Annotated in this window: 15 protein-coding genes and 1 tRNA gene; 6 read left to right on the top strand and 10 right to left on the bottom strand. The window is 60.6% G+C overall.

Annotation, left to right across the window (positions count from 1 at the left end):
• Nucleotides 1-123 precede the first annotated feature (123 nt).
• Genes NA78x_RS31505 through NA78x_RS31495 form a run of 3 tightly spaced genes read right to left on the bottom strand, consistent with a single transcriptional unit; the run spans nucleotide 124 to nucleotide 2,700 of the window.
• A complete protein-coding gene (locus tag NA78x_RS31505) occupies nucleotides 124-1,302 on the bottom strand; it encodes a cysteine desulfurase family protein (RefSeq protein ID WP_425616354.1) in 1,179 nt (392 codons plus the stop codon).
• A 10-nt stretch (nucleotides 1,303-1,312) separates the two neighbouring features.
• Nucleotides 1,313-2,053 (bottom strand): hypothetical protein, encoded by a 741-nt coding sequence (locus NA78x_RS31500; protein ID WP_425616353.1) that lies wholly within the window; start codon nucleotides 2,051-2,053, stop codon nucleotides 1,313-1,315.
• Nucleotides 2,050-2,700: an RNA polymerase sigma factor gene (locus tag NA78x_RS31495; protein WP_425616352.1), complete on the bottom strand. Its 651-nt coding sequence runs from the start codon at nucleotides 2,698-2,700 to the stop codon at nucleotides 2,050-2,052. Before NA78x_RS31495 ends, NA78x_RS31500 begins: the two co-directional genes overlap by 4 nt.
• Nucleotides 2,701-2,929: 229 nt before the next feature.
• On the opposite strand from NA78x_RS31495, the gene NA78x_RS31490 reads away from it, so the two are divergent.
• On the top strand, nucleotides 2,930-4,165 hold the full coding sequence (locus NA78x_RS31490) for a metallophosphoesterase family protein (RefSeq protein ID WP_425616351.1): 1,236 nt from the start codon (nucleotides 2,930-2,932) through the stop codon (nucleotides 4,163-4,165).
• A gap of 46 nt (nucleotides 4,166-4,211) precedes the next feature.
• Complete coding sequence (locus NA78x_RS31485) at nucleotides 4,212-8,078, top strand: AAA family ATPase (RefSeq protein WP_425616350.1); 3,867 nt, start codon at nucleotides 4,212-4,214, stop codon at nucleotides 8,076-8,078.
• 826 nt (nucleotides 8,079-8,904) lie between these two features.
• Here NA78x_RS31485 and ribA read toward each other — a convergent pair.
• Nucleotides 8,905-10,125, bottom strand: coding sequence for a GTP cyclohydrolase II (ribA, locus tag NA78x_RS31480; RefSeq protein WP_425616349.1), 1,221 nt, complete (start codon nucleotides 10,123-10,125; stop codon nucleotides 8,905-8,907).
• A 176-nt stretch (nucleotides 10,126-10,301) separates the two neighbouring features.
• Here ribA and NA78x_RS31475 point away from each other — a divergent pair.
• The 3 genes from NA78x_RS31475 to NA78x_RS31465 all read left to right on the top strand — a co-directional run bounded on the left by NA78x_RS31475 (nucleotide 10,302) and on the right by NA78x_RS31465 (nucleotide 11,956).
• Nucleotides 10,302-10,375 (top strand) — tRNA-Val (locus NA78x_RS31475).
• Nucleotides 10,376-10,478: 103 nt separating this feature from the next.
• Entirely contained in the window at nucleotides 10,479-10,934 is a 456-nt protein-coding gene (locus tag NA78x_RS31470; RefSeq protein ID WP_425616348.1) for a DUF2752 domain-containing protein, read from the top strand.
• Nucleotides 10,935-11,296: 362 nt separating this feature from the next.
• Nucleotides 11,297-11,956 carry a hypothetical protein gene (locus NA78x_RS31465; protein ID WP_425616347.1) on the top strand — a complete coding sequence of 220 codons (660 nt, stop codon included), beginning with the start codon at nucleotides 11,297-11,299 and terminating at the stop codon, nucleotides 11,954-11,956.
• Between the two features lie 45 nt (nucleotides 11,957-12,001).
• Here the strand turns inward: NA78x_RS31465 and NA78x_RS31460 are convergent, their stop codons facing one another.
• The 6 genes from NA78x_RS31460 to NA78x_RS31435 all read right to left on the bottom strand — a co-directional run bounded on the left by NA78x_RS31460 (nucleotide 12,002) and on the right by NA78x_RS31435 (nucleotide 19,282).
• Complete coding sequence (locus NA78x_RS31460) at nucleotides 12,002-12,580, bottom strand: HYExAFE family protein (protein ID WP_425616346.1); 579 nt, start codon at nucleotides 12,578-12,580, stop codon at nucleotides 12,002-12,004.
• A 136-nt stretch (nucleotides 12,581-12,716) separates the two neighbouring features.
• The gene (locus tag NA78x_RS31455; protein ID WP_425616345.1) at nucleotides 12,717-13,811 is read right to left on the bottom strand and encodes a hypothetical protein; all 1,095 of its coding nucleotides are present in this window, start codon (nucleotides 13,809-13,811) and stop codon (nucleotides 12,717-12,719) included.
• Nucleotides 13,812-13,856: 45 nt separating this feature from the next.
• A complete protein-coding gene (locus NA78x_RS31450; protein WP_425616344.1) occupies nucleotides 13,857-15,563 on the bottom strand; it encodes an ABC transporter permease in 1,707 nt (568 codons plus the stop codon).
• Complete coding sequence (locus NA78x_RS31445; protein WP_425616343.1) at nucleotides 15,560-16,486, bottom strand: ABC transporter ATP-binding protein; 927 nt, start codon at nucleotides 16,484-16,486, stop codon at nucleotides 15,560-15,562. The genes NA78x_RS31450 and NA78x_RS31445 overlap by 4 nt, the downstream gene beginning before the upstream one ends.
• 64 nt (nucleotides 16,487-16,550) lie before the next feature.
• Nucleotides 16,551-18,848, bottom strand: a complete 2,298-nt coding sequence (locus NA78x_RS31440) for a hypothetical protein (protein ID WP_425616342.1) — start codon at nucleotides 18,846-18,848, stop codon at nucleotides 16,551-16,553.
• 53 nt (nucleotides 18,849-18,901) lie between these two features.
• Nucleotides 18,902-19,282: a hypothetical protein gene (locus NA78x_RS31435; protein WP_425616341.1), complete on the bottom strand. Its 381-nt coding sequence runs from the start codon at nucleotides 19,280-19,282 to the stop codon at nucleotides 18,902-18,904.
• A gap of 270 nt (nucleotides 19,283-19,552) precedes the next feature.
• On the opposite strand from NA78x_RS31435, the gene NA78x_RS31430 reads away from it, so the two are divergent.
• Nucleotides 19,553-21,133, top strand: a complete 1,581-nt coding sequence (locus tag NA78x_RS31430; RefSeq protein ID WP_425616340.1) for a hypothetical protein — start codon at nucleotides 19,553-19,555, stop codon at nucleotides 21,131-21,133.
• The last annotated feature ends 3 nt before the right edge of the window (nucleotides 21,134-21,136 follow it).

Below are 21,136 nucleotides of genomic sequence, written 5' to 3'. Positions count from 1 at the left end.
CAAACCGTCCGTGCAGGCCCACAAAAGCCTGAAAAAAGAAGCCGCGACCGGGCTCAACTCGAGTCCCCGAATTGTAGCGGATTTCGGGCCGCAACACGAGCCATCCAGGCGGCAATTTGCCGATTAATTGGCTCGTTGTAACTGCTTGACAGTCTTGATGATGCGAGCAGCCGCCTCGGCCACTTCGGCGGCCGTGGTAAACGCCCCACAACTGAGCCGAATCGCACTGCCAACGACATCCTTCGAGAGCCCCATCGCCACGAGCGTGGGCGACGGTTCGCTCGACCCGCTAGCACAGGCGGAACCGGTCGAGCAAGCGACTCCGGCAAAGTCGAGAGCCATGACGAGCGCCTGTCGATCGAGCGCGGGAAAGGCGATGCACAGCGTGTGGGGAGTTCGTGGCGAATCGTGACCAACAATCACGGAGGTTGGCAACTCCGCCTGCAAACTGGCTGACAACTGATCGCGCAGTTGCCTCATCCGCTCGGTTCGTCCCGCTGCCTCGTGTTGCCACAATTGCAGAGCGCGCAAGAAGCCCACCGCCAGTGCGACGCTCTCGGTTCCCGGTCGCAGAGACCCTTGTTGGAAGCCGCCAAACATTTGAGGCTGCAGTTGCACATCGTGCCGAACTAGCAGCGCGCCGATGCCGATGGGTCCGTGAAACTTGTGAGCCGCGACGGTCATGGCCGCGACTCCCAACTGGCGAAAATGAACCGGCATCTTGCCGATTGCCTGGACCGCATCGGTATGAACCAGCACGTGAGCCGGTTCGGCCATCTGCGCCACTTCCTGCACCGGCTGAATCACGCCCGTCTCGTTACTAGCGAGCATCACACTCATGAGTTGAGGCCGCTCTTCGACGTGCCGCGTCAACAGCGGGGGAACGGCCGCTAAATCGATCTGCCCATTGCTCAGTACCGGCAAGCGATCGACGGGCACGCCTTGCTGGCGCAGAGCCTCCGTCGTGCCTTGAATGCTGGGATGTTCCAGTGCGGAGATCGCCAGGCCACGCTTCGGCTGCTCGCGATTCAGCAGGCCATGCAGCGCCAAGTGATTCGCTTCGGTACCACCACTGGTGAAGATCAGACGGTCGGCACGCATGCCCGTGATGTTGCCGCCGAGCATCGCCAGCAGCCCCTCGCGGGCTTCTTCGACCGCTTTGCGAGCCCGACGTCCGGCGGAATGTTGACTGGCCGGGTTTGCGCCGTAATCGAGCCAGGCGCGAGTCATCACTTCGAGCACGCGCGGGTCGAGCGGTGTGGTCGCGTTGTTGTCGAGATAGATACAGGCCGCAGCGGTCACGTTAACCCGTCTATCCCTTGTGGCAAGCCAAACAACTCTTTTGCAGGGTGGCCACTTGCTGAATATGCGGCGAGTTCGGGTTCGATTCGCTGTGGCAGCGGGTACAGCAGGCAATTTCATGCTTTTCGAGCGCTAGGGCCACTTGCTGCTGAAGCGACTTCAAATTTGAGTGATCGAAATCGTGACCGAGCCAACACGCGGCTGGCAGTTGCAGCGCCACCAAGCGTTGCGCGGCATCTTGGCTACTAATCGCAGGTCGCGAAGCGGCGAAGTCTCCGCCCATCCCAGGCTGCGGTCGATGCAAGTTTCGCATGCTGCTTCCCAGGCCGACCAATGCGAGCACCACAGCTGCGGTGAGAGCAATTCCGACCATGCCGGGCAACAACAGCGACCAACGACTCGGCGGGCGACTGGTTAGGCGACTAGTGCGAGTCGAGTTCACATCCCAGTGCAGCAGCGTGGGAGCATCGTCGGGCAAGCGAACTTCGGCAATCTCGCGTGGCAAGCGGCGAGTGGTCGGCTTGGTCAGCGGAGTTACGTTGCCGTGATACTCGGGCAACGAATCGACTTCTTCGGCCGAGAGGCACTCATGAAACAGTTCGACGGCTGGACGCAGCGCCTCGGCCAATTGGCGGCAATCGTGACAACAGCGCAGATGATGCTCGACGGCCTCATCGTGCTCGTTTCCCGAGGGGAAGGGCCCGCGGGTCAAGATGTCGAAGACTTCTTCGCAATGGATCAGGAGTTTCATCGAGAATCTCCGGCATGGCTGGTCGACTGCGGGGCAGCCGGTTGGTTGGTCGGTTGTTTTGCCGCGGGCTTCGTCAGCCACGTGGCCAGTTGCGTGAGCCCCAAGCGAACGCGGTTCTTCGCTCCACTCACGCTGCATTCCATCGCTTGGGCAATCTCTTCAAACTTCAGGCCGCCAAAGAATCGCAGCCGCAGTGCATCGGCTTGAGCTTCTGGCAATCGCGCAAGCAACTCATGCAGTCGAGCGGCACTTTCGCGAGCCAGCAGTTGCTCGAAGGGGGAGCACTCGGTTCGCAACTCTTGGGTGTGCAGGCAGAGCGTCAGACCTTCAGCGGCCGATCGTTCGGGCGAACTACTGGCCGGCATCTTGTTGCGCCGCTGAGCGATTCGCGTGCACTGATTCAGCAGGATCGTCCAGAGCCAGGTGCGAAAGCTGTATTGCGAGTCATACGTATGCAACCAGCGAAACGCACACAGCAGCGCTTCCTGCACGGCGTCTTCTGCCAACTGTCGATCACCGAGTCGACTGCGAGCCGCGTTCAACAGTGGCCCCTGATACCGCTGGGCCAACTGCGCAAAGGCACCCTCGTCGCCCGCCAGCGTGGCGGCAATCAGCGGACCATCGGCAATGGGAGTCGGTTCGGTCATCACCGAGTATTCTAACTTGTCGCTGAGCGCGCTGGAATCTTCCTTTCCAGGAAACCTGCTAGCACACCCTTCGCGGAAGTTGTTTGCGTAAGACGAATCGGAGTAGGCAATTTCGGCAGATTCTGCTACTTTGCTTTGTGAACGGAAATTATTGCCGGCAAAAACTGCGCTTCGCGAACAAGATGTCCGCAACGCACCAGCCGGCAACGTCGCAGGGAGGACGACACACATGGGCCATGCCTTTCGCTTTTTACACTCGGGCGATTTTGACCTGCAGCAGCCGCTGACGGGCCTCGCCGATATTCCCGCTGCCCTGCGTCCCTTCTGTGTCGACGCTCCGTTCACCGCTGCCCAACGCGTCTTCGATGTGGCCGTTCGCGAAGAAGTCGACTTCCTCATCCTCTCCGGCAACTTGCTCGATATCGATCAGGCTGGCCCGCGAGCCGTGGCGTTTCTGCTCGAGCAGTTCGAGCGTCTGAACGAACAAGACATCGGCGTCTATTGGGCTGGTGGCGTGACCGATCCGCCGCAGCAATGGCCCGGTGCCGCCCGCATGCCGAAGAACGTCCAGGTGTTTCCTGCTTACCAGGTCGAAGAGTTCTCGCACTTCCGCGTCGACAAACCCATCGCCTGCGTGCGTGGTCGCAGTTGGCAAGGCCCGACCGTTTCCATCGATCCGCTGGCCCCCGACTTCGACCGCATGTTCACGGTCGCTGTCTCTTACGGCCAATACGAAGTGAGCCCGCTGCTGCACAAGCCCGTCAACTACTGGGCACTCGGCGGTTCGCCTCACCGGCTCACGCATGGCGACTCGATTCGCACCGTCCACTATCCCGGGTCGCCCCAAGGTCGCAAGCCGCAGCAGGCCGGTCCGCACGGTTGCTCGCTCGTGCATGTCGAAGCCGACGGCAAGACCCGCGTCCAACTCGTGCCGACCGATGCCGTCCGCTTTCAGACCGAAGATGTGGTGCTCGATCCCACGGGCCCCGTTGCCGATCAACGCCGTCCGTTCCTGGAGCGGGTGAAGTCGCTGCGCGTCGAAAGCGACGACCGTCCGCTGCTCGTCAATTGGGAACTGCGGCTGATGGGCTCGCCCACCTTGGCCGAGCGCGAAAAAGTCTCCAGCGAAATGCTCACCTGGCTGCGGAACGAGTTCGGCACCAGCCGCGTTCCGCTGTGGTCGATCAGTGTCGAATGTGCGAGTAGTGGTTTGTCGCCAGCCTGGCTGGCAGAAGACACGATGCTCGGCGAGTTTTTGCGAGCGGTCGAGAGCGCGTGCCATCAGGACGATGTGCCGCTGGACTTGACCACGTTCATCCCCCAGCGGCATCAACAATCGTCGCTGGCGGGCATCGCCCAAATTGGCCTGGGAATCGAGAAGCAAACGCTGCTGAGAGAAGCAGCGCTACTGGGTGCACAACTGCTCGGGGCCGATGAACGGGCCACGGCGAAGATTTTATCATGAGTACGCATTACGGGTTCGCAGGCTTCAGCGGCAGGGAGTCGCCGGCATGAAGATTAAAGAAATTGATATCGAAGGCTTTGGAGCTTGGACGGGGCTGCGCTTGCAGGACCTCTCCGACGAAGCCACCGTCATCTACGGACCGAACGAAGCCGGCAAAACCACGCTGATGCAGTTCTGCCGCACGGTACTGTACGGCTTTTCGCCGGCCCGGCGCCAGCGCTATTTGCCTCCGGTGTTTGGCGGCAAAATCGGCGGCCGACTCAAACTCGGCAGCAACGTCGGCCAGTTCGTTGTGCAGCGTTCCGCCAAGATGGACGACGTTCCCGATGAGCGGGGCCATCTCACGTTCGTCGATGCTCAGGGTCTGCCCCGCGACTTGTCGCACCTCGACGCGCTCCTCGCCGGCGTCGACGAAGCCACCTTCAACAACGTCTTTGCCATCGGCCTGCGCGAGATTCAGGAACTGGCCGTTCTCGACGATACCGCTGCGGCCGACCTGCTCTACAAATTGTCGACCGGCCTCGATCGCGTGTCGATCATCGACGTCATGCGCGAACTGGGTGCCTCGCGCGACCGCCTGCTCGCTCCCGATGAGACCGCTTCGCAAATCCCGAACCTGATGCAGCAGCGCGATACGCTGCGGGCCGAGATCGCCGACCTCAGCAGTTCGTCGCGGCGTTGGGCCGAACTCGCTTCCGAGAAAGCGTTGCTCGCCGAAGAGGCCAGCGAGCTCGAGCACTCCCTCGATGGCAACGATGCCAGTTCCAGGTTGATGGAAGTCGCCCTCGACATCCAACAGCCCTGGTATGTGCGCGTCGATCTCGACCGCCAGATTCAATCGATGGCCTCGGTCAAAGCGCTGCCCGAGAAGGCTGTCGAACGACTGGAACTGCTCAAGCGAAAGATCCACAAGGGCAAGCAACAGCTGAAAAAGCTGGCTCGCCGCAACGAGCAACTCAACAAGGACCTCGACAGCATCGAGGTCAATCGGAGCCTGATTTCGGCCATTCCGCGCATCGAAGCCCTCGGCGAACATTCGCAGTGGCTCGTCACGCTCGAAGGCCAAATCGCCAAGCTCAAAGAAGAGCTGAAGCGGATCGATCAAGAGATTGACGGCCAACTCGGCGGCCTCGCCAAGCAAGGTGGTGCGCAGAATCTGGAAGATCTGCCGCGCGATACCGTCACCATGCTCAAGCGTCCCGCGCAACAGCTGCGCGAAGAGACCGAAGCCCTCGAAAAGGTCCGCGTCGAAGCCGAAGCCATCAAGCGCGACTTCGAACAACTCAGCATTCAACTCGAAGGAGTCACCAAGCTCCGTTCGACCGACCTCAACAAAGCCATTCAAACTGCGGGCAACAAAGTCGCCCTGCTCCGCAAGCGAATCCAAGTCGAAGAGCGCATCGACGCCCTCAGCAATCGCCGCTCGGAACTCGAGTTCGATACTGACGAAGCCACCAGTCACGACGAAACGCCGTTGCGGCAGACCGTGCTGCTCGGCATGGGCTTCTCAATGGGCTTCATGCTGTTCATGCTTTCGGCGGTTAGCTATTTCGACATGCTGCCAAACCTGTTGCCCAAAGATAAGATCGCGCCGGTCTTCATGGTCAGCATGATCGCACTTGTTGGCTCGGGATTCTCCAAGCTGTTTCTCGAACGTGGCGGTGAAGACCCGGCCCTCGATGCTCGCCGGCATCTCGATCACGCTCGCACGCAACTGGCCGACTTGAAGCAAGAGCGCGATGACCTCGATGCGGAACTGCCCGGTGGTGGCGGTGCTCTCGATGCTCGCCTGCGCGATGCCGAAAACGACCTCCGCGAACTCGAACGCTTGCTCCCGCAGAAGACCGAATACGACACCGCCGCTGCTCGTAACGAAGCGGCTCAACGTCGTTACATCGCCGCTGGCGAAGCCTTGAAGGAAGCTCGCAATCGCTGGAAGAACGCCCTGCGAAATGCCGGTTTGCCCGAAGATTTCCAGCCTCACAAGGTCCGCACGGTTGCCAAGAGCACCGACAATCTTTCCGAGACTCGCCGCCGCCGCGAATCGCGCAAGGACGAACTCGAACAACGCGAACGCGAACTGCTTGTCTTCAGCAGCCGTGTCCAGCAACTGCTGGCCGACTGCCGCGTCACCCCCAGCAGCGACAAGCCGCAGGAGCAAATTCGCCAACTCTCGAAGGCCCTCGCCACCGAGAAGGAAACGCTCGAACTACGCGAGAGCATGGTCCGCAAGGTTCGCTCGCTGAAGAAGCACAAGCAGACCATCACCAACAACATTCGCAACGCCATTCGCCGCCGTCACTCGATGTACGGCGTGGCCGGTGTTGTCGATGCCGCCGGCTTCAAGCAAGCGGCTGCCGACTATGCCAAGCTGCTCGACCTGCGCAAACAACGCGATGAGATCTCGCTCAAGATCAAGCATCAGCTGCACGACGAGTTTGCCGAAGAAACCATCTCGGGCGTCTTTGCTCGCGAAGGTCGCGACTTGCAACAACGCTGGGACGAACGGGTCCAGCATGCTCAGGAAGTTCGCAACAAACTGGCCAAGCTGCACGAACGTCGTGGCACCATCAACGCCGAAATGCAATCGCTGGCCAGCGATCGTCGCCTGAGCGAAGCCTCGCTCGAAGTCGGCATGATCGAACAACAGCTGCGGCAAGCGACTCGCCGTTGGCAGCAACTGGCAACCGTCAGCCGCGTGCTCGACTCGGTTCGCAAGGCCTACGAAACCGACCGCCAGCCGGAAACACTCCGTGAAGCTTCGATCTACCTGGCCAAGATCACCCAAGGTCAATACACCCGCGTGTGGATGCCTCTCGATCGCCGCGCTCTGCTCATCGAAGATCACAAGCATCAGTCGTTGCCGCTCGAAGTCCTCAGCCGTGGTACTCGCGAAGCGGTCTACATCAGCCTGCGTCTCGCTCTCGCTGCTTCGTTCGGCCGCAAGGGTGCGAAACTGCCGCTGGTCCTCGACGACGTCCTCGTCAACTTCGATGCCGGCCGCGTCCGTGCCACCGCCGAGGTGATGTACGACTTCGCTCGCGAAGGCCACCAGGTCATCCTGTTCACCTGCCACGAGCACATCCAAAAGATCTGCGAAGAGGCCAACTTCGTTGCCCGCAACTTACCCGTCCGTGGCACCACCATCGAAGTCATCCCCGAACCGAAGAAGAAAAAGAAGAAGGTCGAGCTGCCGAAGATCGAACCGAAGGTCGAGCTTCCTCCACCACCACCTCCGCCCCCAGAACCGATCGAAGAACCCAAGCCTCAGCGCGTGACCATCGACCCGAACACCCTCTTCCAAAAGGCCTCGGCCGAAGAGCAATGGTTCGACGTCAACAACGCCTGGGAATGGAAGAAGCTGCCGCCGCCACCAGCCGAGCCCGTCATCAAACTGCCCGACTACTGGCCCGTGGCCATCGCGCCGGCACCCTCACGACCGATCGAAGTGAAGCCGCCGGAACCACTCCCAGCGCCTCGCCCGAGCGGCTATCAGTTTGGCAATCAACCCTTGCCCGATAGCTGGGCGCTCGCCGCGCCGCCTGCTCCCAAGCCGCCACCACCGCCGGTTCCTTCCTACGAAGTGACCGTCGTGCGTCACATTCCCGAACCTGTGGTCGTCGCGCCCACTCCGCCGCCACCACCCAAGCCCGAGATCATCTCCGGCGTCTACGAGATCACACCGCGCCGCGCACCACTGCCGCCGCCACCAGCACCCAAGGTGGAACTGCCACCGCGGCCCGAGCCCGTCCTCATCAAGCCCGTCGTCGTGGCTCCGCCACCTCCCGCGCCAGTGGTTGTCGTCGCTCCACCGCCGCCGGTCGTCATTCCCGAACCAGTAGCCGTGAAGCCGAAACCCAAACTTCGCCAGCGGTTCGCTTGGGAATCTCCCGAGATGTACGTCGAGGAATAAGTTCGGAGTTCGGAACTAGACAGTTGGGTGCCTGTATTTTGTACTCAAAACACAGTACGTTTGTGCCAGATTTGAGCACTCACCGCGAGCGAGCCTCGGCCTGACTTTTGCCAGCAAACTGGGTTCGACCGACGCTTCTCCAGAGGGAGCATTCTGCTCCCTAAATCGCCTGTTCACCGACCGAGGCTGAACAGGGGTTGAACAGTCCCGGCGCGATAACTTTTTCGCGCGATTTTTCAATTCTACAAACCGGCCTTAAGTGCTTTCCTAGCAGTCGTTTGCGGCTCCAAAGGATGGTTATTTCCCCGGTTTCTTGATAACCAATTAATAACCACTTTGCACCCCCCTTTCGGCGTTTTGAACAGGGGCCGTTTGGCTCGTTCCGGTTATCACCAAGGGTGGTTCACTCACCCTTAATCCGATCACCAATTCTCCAGCAATAGCTCGCCAACAATCAGCCACTCGCCAACTACTGAATCAACACCTGCGCGCAACGTGAACCAGACACGCATCAATAATCTACGCAAATTGCCAAAGAACTCGCCGGTAAATTATACAGCACGTCGTGACTAGTCTGGTCACAAGAAATTTAAAGCGAAGGCGAAAGGGCGTTTCAGGAAATCCGAAGCGTGAGCGAGGAGAGTGCTGATCGCCGCACAGAAGTGTCGCTACAGCCACGCCATTCGCTTCACCCGAATCTGAGTCGCCACGAGGGTCTTGCGAACGAATTGTGCAGGAAGTTGGTGTCGTGCCTCCCGTTCGCTCTCCTCGCTCACGCTTCGGGTTACCTAGGCTAGGACCGGCGTGGACGATGCCAGGCCCCAAGCTATTTCGCGGCGTCTTCGGGCAGCTTGTGCCCCATCTTGTCGCGCTTGGTAGCGAGGTAGCGGGCGTTGTGCGGATTGGTGGGAGGGATGATGGCCACCTGATCGACCACCTGCAGGTCGAAGCCGCTGTAGACGAAGGCGTCGGTCTTTTTGGGGTTGTTGGTCAGCAGGCGAATCTTGCGCAGGCCGAGGTCCTTCAATATCTGAATGCCGACGCCATAGTCGCGCATGTCGGCCTTGTAGCCGAGCGCGTGATTGGCCTCGACGGTATCCATGCCCTTCTCTTGCAAGTCGTAGGCGCGAATCTTTTCGACCAGGCCGATGCCGCGACCCTCTTGAGGAAGATAGACGATCACGCCGGCACCGGCGTCGTTGATTTGCTGCATGGCCATGTGCAACTGGTCGCCGCAGTCGCAGCGGAGCGAATCGAGCAGGTCGCCGGTGAAACACGAGGAGTGGAGTCGCACCAGCGGAGCTTCGACTTCGTCCAGCTTGCCTTTCACCAGCACAATGGGCTGCTGCGTTTCAAAGCGGACTTCGTAAGCAATGAGGGTGAACTCGCCGTAGTAGGCCGTGGGAATGGTTGCCTGCGCAAGTCGCGTGACGAGCTTTTCGCTCACACGGCGATGAGCGATCAGTTGCTCGATCGAGATGATTTGCAGATTGTGCTTGCGAGCCAGTTCGTTCAGAAACTCGCGCGAGGCGCGGTTGCCCGTGTCGTCGAGAATTTCGCAGAGCACTCCGACCGGCGCAAGTCCCGCCATGCGGCACAGATCGACGGCCGCTTCGGTATGTCCCGCGCGGCGCAATACGCCACCCTCTTTGGCCAGCAACGGATGGACGTGCCCCGGGCGAACGAAGTCCCCCGCGACGGAGTCGCCGCGGGCCATTTCGCGCACGGTCTTAGCCCGTTCTTCGGCCGTGATGCCGGTCTTGCCGCTGCGGTGATCGATGGGCGTGAGAAAGCCGGTCTGCAGCGGAGCCGTGTTCGCATCGACGATCGATTGCAGGTCGAGTCGCGCGGCCGCATCGGGCAGCAGCGGCGCACAGAATTCACCGCGGCCGTTGATGATGAAGTTGACGGTCTCGGTGGTGGCCTTTTCGGCCGCACAAATGTAGTCCCCTTCGTTTTCGCGATCTTCGGCATCGACGACAATGATCACTTCGCCGCGGGCAATGGCATCGACGGCAGCTTGGATGGGCGAAAACTCACGAAACACGAGGGGAACTCCTGGGCTGACGCGGCTCGGTGTAAGAACCAATCGCCCCGCCGGCCAGTGGGGTTGGGTGTCCCTCCTATTATAGCGCCGCGGCCAGCCAGCGACAGGCGGCGGTTTCCGTCACATTGACAGCCCGCCAATAGCCCCACTACCATGCAACTTGCTCCGAGATTCTCGGGCGGTTAGCTCAGTTGGTTAGAGCGCCACTCTTACACAGTGGATGTCGTGGGTTCGAGTCCCCCACCGCCCATTCGTCCGCCAGTCCTGCTGAAACCTGCCCCGCGCAAGCGAGTCCTCGCGCAATAACGGTTCGGCGCTTGTGCCCGGGACGGCAATCTTCACGGTGTCTACCGATGGGCTCTCCTTTTCCGGCAACCTGGTCGCCCGCGGATGGCATTCGCATTGCCACGTGGCAGCGCGCGGCCTTGCTGGGAGTGGGGCTGGTGCTAGGCGGTTTGCTGGTTACCGCCGCGATGTTGCCCCCCAGCCAGTACGGCCTGGGAACGCATCAGTCGCTGGGCTTGCCCCCGTGCTCGTTCATCGTCTGGTTCGGCATTCGTTGCCCAGCCTGCGGTATGACCACCTCTTGGGCCCATTTGATGCGCGGCCAGGTGATTCAATCGGCCATGGCCAACACCGGGGGCTGTTTGCTCGGCATGATGGCGGTGCTCGGCACGCCGTGGATGCTAGCTTCGGGCCTGCGCGGCCGCTGGCTGTTTGGCCCGCTGGCCGCCGAGTGGCTGCTCGTCTCGATCGGCACCATCTTCGCGATCACCACCGTGCAGTGGCTCTGGCGCGTGTTTTTGTAACGCGCAGGTAGCCCGACGCGTCAGCGAGGGAGAGCGATAGGGAACGCAGACTTTTCGTCTCGGGCTGCCGTTTGTTTTGATCTTGGTGCGGTTGTTTAGCGAACGGCTTCGTGATGAATACACTTCGCTATCAAACTGGCGCTCCCCCTCGCTGACGCGTCGGGCTACTTCAATACGCTGCCAACAAAGCCGTCGCCCAGCAACATCGCCCGCCGCAATCGCTTTCTTGAGGAAAACTTTGCCGATTGGCGCGAATTGATCTGGCGGCGCTTGCCAGCTTTCGGCATAGTCCCGCTCCGAGATCACTGGGCGGACCACGATAGGCCCGCGCTCGGTCTCACTTCATCTGCAAGGGATTGCCGATGCACCGCCTACAAACTATGAATCACCGCCGTTTGTTTCTCTTCGCCGTCGCCGCTGCGCTGCTCGTCGCCCAGCCTGGCTGCGGCTTCATGTCGCACGTCATGTACTGGGCTCGCGGTAACCCCGTCGACGCCAAGTTCGGCGGCCTGAAAAAGAAGACCGTGGCCGTGGTCTGCTTCGATCCCACCATGAGCGGGCCCGGCAACCATGCCGACGCCCTGGCGAAATCAGTCGGAAGCAAGCTGGCCCAGAACGTCGAAAAGATCACGGTCGTGCCGCACAGCAAAGTGGCCGATTGGCTCGATGGCCAGTCCGACCAGGTGGCCGACTTCGTCGAAGTGGGCAAAGGCGTGAAGGCTGATATGGTCGTCGGGATCGATCTCGACTCGTTCCGCACGCACGATGGCCCCACGCTGCTGCGCGGCCGAGCCCGCGTCACCGTTACCGTGTACGACCTGACACAGGGTGGCAAGGTCGTCTATCAAACCCCGGTCGATAACGTCACCTATCCCAAGACGGGTGCTCGCCCCGCCGGCGAAAATGAGTCAGGCTTTCGCACGCTGTTTATCGACATCCTGGCCAAGCAAGTCGCCAAGGACTTTTACACCTACGACCGCGTCGAAGATTACGCGCTCGATGGTCTGTATATGGGCGACTAGTGCGCAACGGGGACTGTCTAGCTAGGCGATGAACTAGGCCACGAACTAGGCCACGTCCGCTGCGGCGGGAGTGGCCGGCGTGATGCCAAACAGTTCATCGGTGGGACGGGCGAGCGCGCGAAAGCGAGCCGTCGGAATGGTCACGGTTTGCCAACGCGGCGACAGGGTGTGCGACCAGCCTGTGTAGTGATCCAGCCGAATGCCGAGAAACGCATACAGGCCGCCGCGAAACTCAAACAGCTGTTCGCGCGGCAGCGGCGCCTTGTCGCCGATGACGTTGTAGGCAAAGACCAGCAGCCCTTGAAAGCGGCCCGAGAAGATCGACTCCCAGTGCGCCAAGCTGCGCAGTTCGTCGGCCGTCGACCAATTCTTCCAGTACTGTTTGCTGCGCCCTGTGGGAAAGCGCCGCCCCTTGATATCGACCAGCCAGGAAAGGGAAGAACCTGTCGGCACCAAGCGCGGCGAGACGATAAAGTCGAGGCTCTTCAAGGTTGCCGCATCGGCCCCGGCAGGAGTCAGCCCCGCCGCACTGCGGCGCGTCTCATCGACGGCCACGTACGGAATCCGGCGATACTGCAGGTAGGCTTCGAACGCCAACTCGTAGTGATTGTCGCGCTTCGTCATCGGAGGGAACTCTCGACGGGGAGTGATGGCGCGCAGGTTTGCGCACGGGCGCAGGCACTTTTTCTTCGTACCTATTTCTTAGCACAGCCCGGTGACAAGAGCCTGTCACTCATTCTGGCGAACAAAAGAATTGCGGCTATTTCACCTTGCGAACGCGGTGATTAAGCGTGTCACCGATATACACGCTGCCATCGGGGCCGACGCAAATGCCGTGAGGGCGATCGAGCAGCGCGTCAGTGGCGGGGCCGCCGTCACCCGTGCCACCTTTGTGCTTCGGTCCGCGGCCGGCAATGGTGGTCACCAGGCCACTGGTGATATCAACGGCGCGGATCGCGTGGTTCTCGGTATCGACCACGTACAGCTTGGTATTGTCGGGCGAGAAGGCAATTCCCTTCGGGCCATCGAAGGTCGCTTGCTTGGCGGGGCCACCATCGCCCGTAAAGCCTTTCTTGCCGGTGCCGCCCACGTGATGCAGCACGCCGTCGCTGAACTTCATCTTCCACAGGCTGTGACCCTCGCGGAGAGCAATCCACAGCGTGCCATCGGCGATGATTAGGGCCCGCGGTCCGATCATGGGGTTACCAGCGGCCTGGCTGCCATCGACGGGGGGCTTCTTCTCGCCGTTGCCGGCAACCGTAGTGACGACGCCCAGCTTGGCGTCGAGGCGGCGGATGCGATGGTTGCCAATATCGGCGATGTAGATGTTGTCTTCGCTATCGAGGGCGATGCTGTGAGGCTGACGAAACTGCGCCTTGAGCGCTGGGCCCTCGTCGCCACTAAAACCCGCGACGCCGGTGCCCGCCACGGTAGTGATGATGCCCGTCTTGGCATCGACCCGGCGGAGGAGGTGGTTCTGCATCTCGACAAAGAACATGTTGCCAGCGCGATCGAAGCGCACCTCGTAGGGCTCGTTCAACTCGGCAGCAGTGGCTGGGCCACCATCGCCGGAGTAGCCCTTCTTGCCGGTGCCCGCGACCGTCGTCAGTTGGCCGCTCTTCAGGTCGAGCTTGAGCACACGATGGTTGCGGACTTCGGTAATGTAGAGCGCGCCATCGGGACCGATCTCCACACCAAACGGATCGCCCACGTTGACCTTGGTGCCAAGGCCCGAGTTGCCGTTGTTCGTGGGCTGGCCGGTGCCGGCGACGGTGGTGATGTCGGCAGCCCAAGTGGCCGTGGCCAACAGGGAGCAGCTGGTCAGCAGGAGGGCAGAGCAGAGCATGACGCGCATGGAAATTCTCGATCAGAAGGAGTTCAACAGGGAGAGGTCAACGAATCAGGGAGCGGCCGGAGCTTCGTCCCAGGGACCACGCTTGGGGGCCTTGGTCGTGGGATGCAGTTCTTCATCATCATCGCGCACGCGCTGGGGCGCGACCAGTCGGGTTTGTTCCACTTCTTTGGCAGCCAGCAAAAAGTTGAACAAGAACACAAGGGTCGCCACGGGGGCGAGGAGATAGGGAGCAACCTCCCACGAACCCGACAGGCCGATGTTGGTATTCTCGCCCACCTTGTAGATGGTCCAGACCCAGTTGGGAACCTGCAGCAGCGTGTACTCGAAGCTTTCCCCCAGGCCTTCATCCGTGATCCAGGCGACGATCACCTGCAAGGCAAACGGGCCGATGACTCCCATGATGAGCAGCACCAGGTATGAGATGAACGTGCCGAGCATGCCCCCCATTCGCCACCACTGCAGCACGATGCCACAGAGCCGCGCTAGGCCCAGATAAATCGCCAGATAACTGAGCATGACGATCCACCAATGGTTCCAACGGTAGGGACCATTCCAGCTGGCGACGCCCGTGACGGTCACCGCCAGTTGGGCGATGAGGGCCAGCGTGAGCATGCCTCCCAAAGCATTGAGCAGGGCGAAGACGTAGCCGGTTCCCGAGCCGGGATTGAACCAGGTGAATGCCATCCGCCCGAGTACGCTTTGGGGCAACTCGCGGCGGGCTCGTGGTGACAGCTCGGCGGTCTCGCCGATCAGGAACGCGCCGGCGACGGCCCAGAGAATCGTGATCCAGGCGGCACCAACCATCAGCACCTCGTCTTGGCCGACCAGCAGGTACCAGTAGAGCGTCCAGCCGACGATGAGCGCTTGCAGAACCATTAACACCACGCGCACGCCAGTGCTGCGGTTCTCGCTGGCGAACGTCACCTGCCCAGCGGCAATTAGCACGAACAGAATCGCCAGCGGCACGTAGAAGGAAATGATCATGGCATTGACCATCCACCACTCGGGCTGATCGTAGGGCATGCCTTGCGCTTCTTCGATGATTCCAAACATCATCAAGCACCAGAAGAAGCCGAACAGCAGCAACGCGATGACAAGCAGCACTGAGAGGAGTACTTGCCAATGCCGCGCGCGTGTCACTGTCGAGAGCGTGAGGGCCAGGATGCTGAGCATGAGCGAAGCGAGGAACGTGTATGTCAGCAGCAGCGCGATCGTGACGACATCGATGCCGCGCAGCAGGTACGTGAAGGCGATGCAGGGTGCCAGGGCCGAGTAATAGACCATCATCTGCAACACGCTGCTGCCGAGCTTGCCGGTGACAATCTGGCGCGCACTGAGCGCCGTGATGGAGAGCAAGTCGAACGTGCCGTCTTCGAGTTCGGCGGCCAGCGAGCGAAACGAAGCATAGGGAACGACAATGAGCAGGGGCACGGCCAGGATCAGGTAGTAACCCACCAGCATCAGCGGGCCAAAGGGAGAGTAGAACACTCCGGGCAAGTTCACCACGACAAAGAACACGGTGTAGAGCCAGCCAAACATCAGCAGCAGGCTGAAGGTGACCGAGAACTGCTTGCTCTTCATCGCCTGGCGAGCTTCTTTCACCAGGATGGGGTTCATCCGTTCGCTGATGGCTTCCATCACGCGCTCGATGCGCGGCCAGAGCGGATTGGTGGCGGTGGCCAAGATCGGTGCGTCGTTCCCCTCGATCTTGGCGGGCTGATCGGGTTGAAGTGCGTCGCTGGCTGTGGTCATTGCACCAGTCCTTTGGTTACGGCCAGGAAGACATCTTCCAGCGAGCGGTTGTGACTGCCGAATTCGCAGACGGTAAAGCCGGCGTGAATCATTTCACGCAGCAACGCGGCTTCCGATTCGCGTTCGCCTTGATGGGCGAAACGAATCTGATTGGCGTTCAGGCGCACATCGGCGACATCGACTCGCGCGGTGAGCCATTGCAGCAGCGAAGTCGGATCGCCGATCATTCCCACGTTCACTTCCCGCTGAGGCTGCTGCTGTTTTTGAATCTCCGCGACGGTGCCGAGCGCCAGCAATTGGCCCCGCTCGAGGATCGCCACGCGATCGCACATCTCGGCCAGTTCGGTAAGGATGTGCGAGCTGACGAGCACGGTTGTGCCCCGCGCGGCGAGCTCGCGAATCATCTCGCGCAGTTCGATGCGGGCTCGAGGATCGAGGCCGTTCGCTGGCTCGTCCAGAATCAGCACCGCCGGATCGTGGACCATCGCGCGACCCAAACAGAGCCGCTGCTTCATCCCTTTCGAGAGTCCCCGAATCGGCTTCTCTTTGAGCACATCGAGCCCCGTGAAGTGCATCACGTACTGCAACCGCTGATGCCGCTCGCGGCCGATCAGGCCGTAGGATCGCGCGAAAAAGTCGAGATACTCCTCGACGTTCACATCGGCATAGGTGCCGAAATAGTCGGGCATAAAGCCCAGCCGTCGACGGACGCGGTCGGGGTCGTTGATGACCGAAAAGCCGTCGACCAGCGCGTCGCCAAAGGTGGGCAACTCAAGCGACGCGAGAATCCGCATGCTCGTCGTTTTGCCAGCGCCGTTCGGGCCGATGTAGCCGAACACCGTGCCACGCGGCACTTCAAACGAGACATCGTTCACCGCCTTCGTCTTGCCGAAGAAGCGATGGAGCCGACGGAGCTCGATCATGGGATGACTGGCGACCATAGATCACAGGGCGAACGAGAAGAGTGGGAAGGGTAAGGAGTGGAGATCAGTAGTTGCCTTCAGTCACATGCAGGCTGAGTTGCTGCTTCACCTTCGCGGCACCCAAAGGAATCGCGGGATCAATTTCAGAGAGGGTGACATACGAACGAGGTGCCAGAGGTTGCCGGCTGAGGTGACTGAACTGGTAGAGATTGCGTTCCAGCATGCTGGTGGCTTGAAAGACCGTGGTGCCGGTACCGGATCGCCAATAGTTGCGGCTGAATCCCCAGAAGCGAAAGTTCGAACGGTGCATGTTCTCGCTGTAGCCTTCGGGGTAGTTGGGTTCGTAATTCCCCATTCGCTTCGCGAGCTCTTCGGACGCTTCCTTCAAAGTGATTTTGCGCAGCGAGGCTTCACCCGCGAGCGGAATCTTCTCACCCGCAAAGTAATTGCCGTCGGCATCGCACACCACCACATACGAGAGCGGCATTTCGAGCTTGTTTTGAATGCTGAGGCTATCTCCCTGGACTTTACCAATCTCCAGTTTGGCTTTCGTTTGACCAGCCGTGTTGACGAACATCTGGCTCAGTGTGCGGGAAGAGATGTAGCCCGAGCGCAGCTGTTGTTCGTCGTCGGACCAGTGCAGGAGACGCCGCGCGCCGCGCGGGTTCGAGTACTCGTCGGGCCGATGTTCGTACGTTTGAACGGCCGCGTCGTCACGAAATTGCAGGCCCTGCGAGGGAGCAATCGAGGCGTAGTAGGCCTGTCGTGAGAGCGAGGCTATGTTCCCCGAACGCTGATCGAGATTCGTATAACTGCGCACTCGCGTTTTGACTCCTAGGCCATCCGTCAGAATCGCATACAGAAAGAGACCGCCCGTCACCAGGATCGCGCTCGCGGGAACCGTGATCAGCAGCAGGTAGAGCCGCCCTTGGCGATTCAGGACGTAGTAGTTGATCGGGCCGATGAGCATCACGAACAGCGTGATGAACACCAGAAACGACAACACGGGCGCTTGCCCGGTGCCGGGAATCAGAAAGTTCCAGAACTCGTCGTTACGCTGGGTGAGCGATGCCCCGCTGCGAATCGTCGGGTTCCAAGCTTCACCGCGAATGGAGTTCAACAACCAGACCCACTGGATGTGGTGAGCGGGGAAAGGATTGCCGTCGATGGCCAGCACCTGACCCAAGTTCATGTCGCGCGAGACGATTTGCCACTTGGTCTTGTCGGGTGGTTGGAGGATGGTCCCTGACCCCGGCATGCTGGGTGCTCCTGCATACATAGGATTTTGTGCGTAGGGATCATCGACCATGCCGCGCAACACTTCGCTGGAGCGATAGTCCTTGGCCTTCTGCCAGCCCTTCACTTTGCCGTCTTTCTGCGGGAGCGGTGCCAACTGCAGGATCTTCTCGAGCTGTGGCAGGTTGTCGAAGTCCTCGCCGACGTCATACACCACCAGGAACCGGCCCGAGCGATTCCAATCGGCCAGAGCTTGCAGCACCTTGGGATGTTTGTCTTTAACCAGCTGCAGATCGGCCAGCGAAATGAAGATCAAATCGCAGTTTGAATAAGCCAGCCACCGCTCGGGTAACTCGGCCGGCGGCAAGATGTCTCCTTTGGGGTTGTCCTTCAGTTCGTTAAGGATCTCGACAGGATGCACTTTGGAGGTATCGTCAGTCGCAACGTAGCTCCCATAGAAGGGAGAGTACTGAAACGACCGCAGCAGATTGCGCAGGTCGGGCGCGCGAACGTCGTCGACCCCAGGCAGCTTCTTGACCGCCGCGATGCCGGACGACTGCAACGTATTGAGCAGCACTTCGCGCTGGTCCATGGTGGGTGCTTGAGAGTCGATGAGCAGCACCCCCGGTGTTGGTTCGTGCCAGTTCATGCCCCCCGCGCGGGGCCAGTTCAGATAATCGCCCGAAAGGTCGCCAAGCCGCCCGCCGTCTTCGAACACTTCCACTACCAGTCCATGCCAGTTCGACTCTTGGGGAACAAGGATCGTGGCAACCGCTTTGCTGCTCCCCTGCTCGAGTTCGATGATCTGTGAAACCGCATCGCTGCGGCTGTCGTAACTGTTGGGTCTGATGACGACGCGAAACGTACGATCGCCAATCGCCGGCGCGCGCAAGGGAATGATCTCGACGCGGACCGGATGATAGCCGCGACCTTCGATCCAGCGGCTATCGAGGACAACCTGCACGCCGCTGGTATTCAGCTTGCCGACGATCGGCAAAACCTGCTTGCCGCCCCCTGCGGCCTGGCACGTCTCGGTTCTTGATAGGAACCCGATAGCGGCGAGCAGGAGCCCAAGCCCGAACCGCAGGGCGAGGGAGTGTCGACAGCCTGAGCGGCAAGAGTGCATCGAAATCTCCGGGAGCGGCAACTATGTCGACGGGACAGATGAGGCTTCTGAACTTACTGCGGTTCGGTGGGCGGAATGATTTGTTTGGGCGGACCAGCCGATGCGAAGGGATTGCTAGGCTGCCTGGCAGGTCGCCGGAAGATCGCTCCCACGGTCTCTTCCCAGATCCAGCCCAACGCCCAGAACAGCAAAAATAGCAAGAACACCAGGCCGACAGCCGCGCACGTGAACATGACCGCCGCGGCCCAGGGCTCGCCGTGGGCGGGGACGTTTTCGGGTGTGGCCACCATGCCGAGACGCCGGCCCGCGAAGTTGGAATTGAGGAAAATTCCCTCCAATCCCCCTCGGAGTGCCTGCGACAGCACCAACGAAAAGAGCGCGGCCACCGTAGTGATTATGAGCAGGATCTTGATCGTAAAACGAGGGATAAGCATCGCTGGATTGTCGCATAGCCCGGCAGCGTTGCAAGTTGCGACTCGTTCAAGCACCGAACTTGAACTGCCAAAGACTTGACGCTGCCACTTGGTCACACTAGCATCGCGCTAGGGGAGTTTCGCTTAAGCCAGATACTTCTTGCCCGGCTCCCCGCTATTCCAGGCAACCCAATCCAGCCCCCGATCGGGCCGATGATCATGCATTTGATTCCTTCTCTTCGGCACTCACTGCGCTTCAGCCGGGCGACGCTACTCTCCTGCGCGCTGACTATGCCCCTGCTCTTGCTGGCTACTCGTCCCGCGGCAGCAGTCACCCCCGATAGCGCCGAAGTGAAAGCTGTCGTCGCCAAAGCCCTGAAGTTTCTGGAGACCGCCAACCACGACCAAATCGGCGGCAAGTGCCTGATCGGAATGGTGTTCAAGCAAACGGGCACCGACGCCAATCACCCCAAAATCAAAGACGCGATCGCCGCCTGTCAGGCCTATGCCGCGAAGGGCGAATATGGCAGCGAAAACTACAACCTGGGCCTCTGCATCATTTTTCTCTGCGGCCAAGAAGACGAAGCGCTGAAGCCGACGGCGAAAAAACTGTTGACCGCCATGCTGCAACGCCAAAAGCAGAACGGGTCGTGGGGCTATCAAGAACGACAAGAGGGAGACACCTCGCAAACGCAGTATGGTGTCCTCGCAATGTGGATTTCCGAGCGCAACGGCCTCGATGTTCCGCTGCCCGCCATCGAAGGTGCGCTGAACTGGCTCCTGCGCACCCAGGATAAAGGGGGCGGCTGGGGCTACCAAGGCATCGATCCCGGGCCGAACGGTGCCCGCGTCGAGCAGTCGCCGCTGACGATGTCGCTCGGGGCCGCGGCCCTGGGTTCGATCTTCGTGCTCAGCGACCTGCTGGTCCTGCCCGACAACATCACCCGCGGTGCCAAGAACGATGCCAAGGCCAAGCTGCCGGCCGCACTGCAAGAAGTGATCGACAAGAAGGCGGCCGCCAATGGTCTGCGGCGGCGGCCACCGACCAGCATCGATCCGAACCGTTTGCGCAAGGCCATGGACGACGGCAAGGCCTTCGTCGCCAAGCAATTCAATACCGACAATGAACCTTGGAAGCACTACGCCTTTTACGCCGTCGAACGCTTCGAGAGCTTTCGCGAAATTGTCGAGAACGATCGCCCCGAAGAACCCAAGTGGTTCAACGACCTGTTTGCCTATCTCAAGAAGACTCAAATCAACGATGGCTCCTGGCAGGGGGACGATACCGCCGCCAGCTGCACTGCCTTTACCGTGCTGGTCCTTTCTCGCAGTACGCGCAAGACCATCAAGCGCATCGAATCACTGGGCGAAGGCGTGTTGCTCGGTGGCATGGGCTTGCCTCCCAAGACGGCCGACCTTAAGGAGCGGAACGGCAAAATCGTCGACTCGCCCCTCTCGGGTTCGGTCGACGAACTGCTGGGCATTCTCGAAGACGACAGCAACCCCGAACTAGCTCGCCTGGCCGAATCGAAGCAGGTCGTCACGCTCGATCCCGATATCACCCGCCGCGCTGGGCAAATCGATCGCTTGCGGGCGATGGTCTCGGCCGGTGCTTACGAAACTCGCCTGGTGGCTGTGCGTTCGCTGGCCAAAGTGCGCGACCTGGACAATGTCCCGGTGCTGCTCTACGCCCTTAGCGATCCCGATGTGCGCATCATCCGCGAAGCCGATCGCGGTCTCCGTTTCAACAGCCATAAACTGACCGGCGTGATCGAACTCGATGCCCCCACCCAAGAGACCTTGGCCGCTCTGCGCAGCCGCTGGCGCGCCTGGTATCTCTCTATCCGTCCCGACGCCGAACTGCTGGATTAGCCC

This window comes from Anatilimnocola aquadivae, assembly GCF_049819085.1.
Lineage (GTDB): Bacteria > Planctomycetota > Planctomycetia > Pirellulales > Pirellulaceae > Anatilimnocola.
Note: the sequence above shows the minus strand (reverse complement) of the source record. Positions and strands in the feature narration are given on the sequence as shown.

Coding starts and splice junctions, on each gene's coding strand:
- NA78x_RS31470 (WP_425616348.1), top strand. CDS start 10,479: ATGGGCTCTCCTTTTCCGGCAACCTGGTCGCCCGCGGATGGCATTCGC.
- NA78x_RS31495 (WP_425616352.1), bottom strand. CDS start 2,700: ATGACCGAACCGACTCCCATTGCCGATGGTCCGCTGATTGCCGCCACG.
- NA78x_RS31430 (WP_425616340.1), top strand. CDS start 19,553: ATGCCCCTGCTCTTGCTGGCTACTCGTCCCGCGGCAGCAGTCACCCCC.
- NA78x_RS31440 (WP_425616342.1), bottom strand. CDS start 18,848: ATGCACTCTTGCCGCTCAGGCTGTCGACACTCCCTCGCCCTGCGGTTC.
- NA78x_RS31465 (WP_425616347.1), top strand. CDS start 11,297: ATGCACCGCCTACAAACTATGAATCACCGCCGTTTGTTTCTCTTCGCC.
- NA78x_RS31490 (WP_425616351.1), top strand. CDS start 2,930: ATGGGCCATGCCTTTCGCTTTTTACACTCGGGCGATTTTGACCTGCAG.
- NA78x_RS31445 (WP_425616343.1), bottom strand. CDS start 16,486: ATGATCGAGCTCCGTCGGCTCCATCGCTTCTTCGGCAAGACGAAGGCG.
- NA78x_RS31460 (WP_425616346.1), bottom strand. CDS start 12,580: ATGACGAAGCGCGACAATCACTACGAGTTGGCGTTCGAAGCCTACCTG.
- NA78x_RS31485 (WP_425616350.1), top strand. CDS start 4,212: ATGAAGATTAAAGAAATTGATATCGAAGGCTTTGGAGCTTGGACGGGG.
- NA78x_RS31500 (WP_425616353.1), bottom strand. CDS start 2,053: ATGAAACTCCTGATCCATTGCGAAGAAGTCTTCGACATCTTGACCCGC.
- NA78x_RS31450 (WP_425616344.1), bottom strand. CDS start 15,563: ATGACCACAGCCAGCGACGCACTTCAACCCGATCAGCCCGCCAAGATC.
- NA78x_RS31435 (WP_425616341.1), bottom strand. CDS start 19,282: ATGCTTATCCCTCGTTTTACGATCAAGATCCTGCTCATAATCACTACG.
- NA78x_RS31455 (WP_425616345.1), bottom strand. CDS start 13,811: ATGCGCGTCATGCTCTGCTCTGCCCTCCTGCTGACCAGCTGCTCCCTG.